The following is a 4470-nucleotide window of genomic DNA, read 5'->3' on the forward strand; positions in this document are numbered from 1 at the left end:
TCTTCCATGTCTGAGGATCCGAAGGCCCCGGAAGCTGCATGGGCAGATGGCAAGACCCTGTACGACGTCGTTCCCGGCCTCGACGCTGTCACCGGGATCACCGGGCGGGATCTGGCCCTGGGGAAGCACTGTGTCTGAAGAGATGCCGTTCGGGCTTGTTCTGCGCGGTTTTCGGCAGAAGCGTCTTCTGACGATCGAGGGGCTGGCCGAGGCGTCGGGGGTGAGTGTTCGGGCGATCAGCGATATGGAGCGTCTGCGTAGCCGGGTGCCGCGACGACGTACGGTGGCGGCACTCGCGGAGGGACTGGCGCTGACGGACGCGGACCGCGAGGCGCTGCTCGCCGCGGCCGTGTCGGTACGTCCGGAGCAGTCGGTAGCCGCCGCGGGGACGGCGCTGCCGAGATCGGTGGGGGACTTCTCGGGACGTGAGGCGGAGATGTCCCTGCTGAGAGACGCCGCGGGGCGGGCGGTCGCCGGTGCGGGGGTGTCGGTGTACGTGGTGTCCGGTCCTCCGGGGTGCGGGAAGACGACGCTGGCGTTGAAGGCGGCGGCGGACCTGGCGGACGCTTTTCCCGACGGCTGCTTCATGGTGGATCTGCACGGCGTGGAGAGCCCGATGGATTCGGGCGAGGCCCTGTTGAGACTCCTGAAGTCCCTCGGGGTGACCGAGTACCAGTTGGCGCAGTTGGACGCGTCGGGCCGGGCCGGGTTGCTGCGGTCGCTGCTGGGCGACCGCCGGTGTCTGGTGGTGTTGGACAACGCCCGTGACGAGGGGCAGGTGCGGCCACTGCTGCCTGCCGGCGGGCACAGTCTCGTCCTGGTGACGAGTCGGCGACCGCTGTCGGGCCTGGAAGACGTGGACCGACTCGCGCTGTCGGGGCTGGCGCAGGCGGAGGCGGTGGACTTGCTGCGCCGGATCCTGGGGGCGCGGCGGGCCGATGCCGAAGCCGGGGCCGTGGCCGAGGTGGCGGAACTCTGCGGGCGGCTTCCGTTGGCCTTGCGGGTGGCGGGCAATTGGCTCACGGTGCGTTCCGGGTGGAGCGTTGGCCATCTGGTGCATCGGCTGTCCGACGAGGAGCGCAGGCTGGGAGCGCTGACCGCCGGGGACGTGCGGGTGGAGGCAGCGTTCGAACTGTCGTACCGGCAGCTGACCGGGCAGGCGGCCAGGATGCTTCGACTGCTGAGCGTGGTACCGGGTCCGGACATGACCGCCGCTTACGGTGCCGCTCTGAGCCGTACCCCGGTGTTCGACGCCGAGGACGTGATGGCGGAACTCGTGGAGGCGGGACTGCTCCGGGCCACCTTCACGGGCCGCTATCAACTGCACGATCTGCTCAGGCTGTTCGCCCGCGCCCGGCTGCGGGAGGAAGGGGTCGCGGAGCAGGACGCGGCCGAGGCGCGGTTGCGTGACTGGTTGTTGGACACTGCCACGACGGCCGGCCTCCGGTTCAAGGACGGGCAGCGGACGCCACCGTCCGCCGGTCAGGGGCTGGTCCTGTCACAGAGCGCCGAGCAGGCCCGGAACTGGCTCGTGAGCGAAAGTGCCGCCTGGTTCGCCGCCTTGCAGGGAGCGGCTTCGCGCGGCGAGCACGTCCGCGTCGCGGAGACCGCCGAGGCTCTGGAGGTCCTCGGTGGCGGCTGGGACGGCTGGCGACTCTGGAGTGAGGTCTACCGTCTGTCCAGCGAGGCCGCCACCGCACTCGGGGACCCCGGCAGGCAGGCCTCCCATCTCAGCAACTATGCCTGGACACTGGGGTACGAAGGCAGGTACCGGGAGGCCATCGACCGCGCCGACCAGGCACTGGAGTGTGCCCGTAGAGCCGGGGACGCCTCGCAGCAGGCCTGGGCGCTGCTCATGGCGACGTCACCGCACAAACAGCTCGGCGAATTCCAGGAATTCATGGACAAGTCGCGTGCCGCCATGGAGCTGTCGGAAGGCGCCGGCGACCACAAGAACTGGCTGGTCGCCATGCAGTCCTACCGAGCCGCCCTGCGCGACACGGGCCGCGTCGAGGAAAGCATGGCCCTGCACGAACCTCTCCTCGCCCTCCTGGACGCACCCGACTCCCCGTTGCGCCGGGACATCGCCGCTCACGTCCGCGCCAGGACGATCTGCGGGCTCGGCCGCGACTACGCCGCCCTGGGACGGTGGCGCGAGGCCGTCGAGCAATTTCGAAGTGGCCTGCTCCACGTGCAGCGCGTCGGCATCCCCTACGCCGAGAGCAGCATCCTCCTGGACCTCGCGGAGGTGCTGGTCGAACTCGGAGAGACGGAGGAAGCCCGCGCCGGCTTGCGCCGAATCCTTTCGTTCGGCGAGACGGCCAAGAGCCACGACCTGGCGATCGCGCAGACGCTCCTGGCCTCCTTGCCGGCCGGACAGTGACGGGCCGAGTCACGGGAGCGCCGCGTACCGGCTGACCGGACGCGGCACCGCGCCCTGGACGGGACGGACGGGTCGTGTCCCGTGACGTGGTGCGGCTGATCACTCGGCTGCGCCGGGCAGGAGGGGTGCGCTGTCCGGATGGAGGCCGTCACCCTGCCCCGACATCGGGGTAGGGTTTTCGAGGTGGTGAAGGTACGCTCCGCGCGCGCCCGTCCCACCACGCCGGGGCCGACGCCGCCCCCGGCGGAGGTCCGGTCCCGCGAGGTCCCGTGCCGGGGACAGCGGCGCGCGCGTGCCGTAAGCCCGCCGCGGCCCCTCCGTGCTGAGCTTTCGCGCGACCGGCCCGGTGACGAACGGATCTTCCGCGGTCCGGTCCGTCTCCCTCTGCTTCCGGTCCCGGTCACGGGCCCGACCGTGGTGCCCCGTCCCGGCGCACCGCGTCCTGACGCACGCCCTCGGCATGCCGACACGGTGGTGTGCCCGAGCACGACAGGTTTTCACTGCCTTGGCCTCCACCGTCCCCGCCGTCTCCACCGATTCACCGGCCGCGCGGCTGCGCGCGCTGAAGCCCGACTGGCTGGGCGACCCGAAGGTCTGGCGCACCGAGGTGCTGGCCGGGCTGGTGGTCGGTCTCGCGCTGATTCCGGAGGCGATCTCGTTCTCGGTCATCGCGGGGGTCGATCCGGCGGTCGGCCTGTTCTCCGCCTTCACCATGGCCGTGGTGATCTCGGTGGTGGGCGGGCGCCGGGCGATGATCTCCGCCGCCACCGGTGCGGTGTCCCTGGTGGTCGCGCCGCTCAACCGTGATCACGGCTTCGGCTACCTGGTCGCCGCCGTGATCCTGGCCGGGGTCTTCCAGATCGTCCTGGGGGCGCTGGGGGTGGCGAAGCTGATGCGGTTCGTGCCGCGTTCGGTGATGGTCGGCTTCGTGAACTCGCTGGCGATCCTGGTCTTCATGGCACAGGTCCCCGAGATGCGGGACGTGCCCTGGGCGGTCTACCCGCTGATCGTGGCCGGGCTGGCGCTGCTGGTGTTCTTCCCGAAGGTCACGACGGTCGTCCCCGCCCCGCTGGTCTCGATCGTCGTGCTCACCGCCTTCACCGTGGCGGCGGGGATCTCGGTGCCGACCGTGGGCGACCGGGGCGAGCTGCCGTCGTCGCTGCCGGTGCCGGGTCTGCCGGACGTGCCGTTCACCCTCCACACGGTGACGACCGTGGCGCCGTACGCGCTCGCGATGGCGCTGGTCGGGCTGATGGAGTCGCTGATGACGGCGAAGCTGGTCGACGAGATCACGGACACCCGCTCGGACAAGACCCGGGAGTCGGTCGGCCAGGGCATCGCCAACATCGTCACCGGTTTCTTCGGCGGCATGGGCGGCTGCGCGATGATCGGCCAGACGATGATCAACGTGAAGGTGTCCGGGGCGCGCACCCGGCTGTCGACGTTCCTCGCCGGTGCGTTCCTGATGGTGCTCTGCATCGCCTTCGGCCCGGTGGTCTCCGACATTCCGATGGCCGCTCTGGTCGGGGTCATGGCGATGGTCTCGTTCGCCACGTTCGACTGGCACTCCATAGCCCCGAAGACCCTGCGGCGGATGCCCGCCGGGGAGATCGCCGTCATGGTGATCACCGTGGTGGTCGTCGTCGCCACCCACAACCTCGCCATCGGCGTGGTCGTCGGCTCGGTCCTCGCGATGGTGGTCTTCGCCAAGCGGGTGGCCCACTCCGCGGACGTCACCGCCGTCACCGACCCGGACGGCACCACCGTGGTCTACCGGGTGACCGGGGCCCTCTTCTTCGCCTCCTCCAACGAGCTCGTCGGCCGCTTCGACTACGCGGGGGACCCGGAGCGGGTGGTGATCGACCTGTCCGCCGCGCACGTCTGGGACGCCTCGTCCGTGGCCGTCCTCGACACGATCGACGCCCGGTACGCCCAGCGGGGCAAGAGCGTCGAGATCACCGGCCTGAACGAGCCCAGCGCCCGTCTCCACGACCGGCTCAGCGGACAGCTCGCCGCAGGCGGCTGACACCGCCGGCGGCCGGTCCGAGTCCGCACCGGGTACGCGAACAGGGCCGGAACCTCACGGG

At 70.8% G+C, this 4470-nt stretch carries 2 protein-coding genes; both read left to right on the forward strand.

Annotated features, from left to right (window positions below; translation table 11 throughout):
- The first annotated feature begins 142 nt into the window (after nucleotides 1-142).
- Entirely contained in the window at nucleotides 143-2383 is a 2241-nt protein-coding gene (locus ACWD3D_RS33780) for an NB-ARC domain-containing protein (protein ID WP_451464530.1), read from the forward strand.
- A gap of 505 nt (nucleotides 2384-2888) precedes the next feature.
- The gene (locus ACWD3D_RS33785; protein WP_451464529.1) at nucleotides 2889-4409 is read left to right on the forward strand and encodes a SulP family inorganic anion transporter; all 1521 of its coding nucleotides are present in this window, start codon (nucleotides 2889-2891) and stop codon (nucleotides 4407-4409) included.
- The last annotated feature ends 61 nt before the right edge of the window (nucleotides 4410-4470 follow it).

Source organism: Streptomyces sp. NPDC002690, assembly GCF_053592415.1.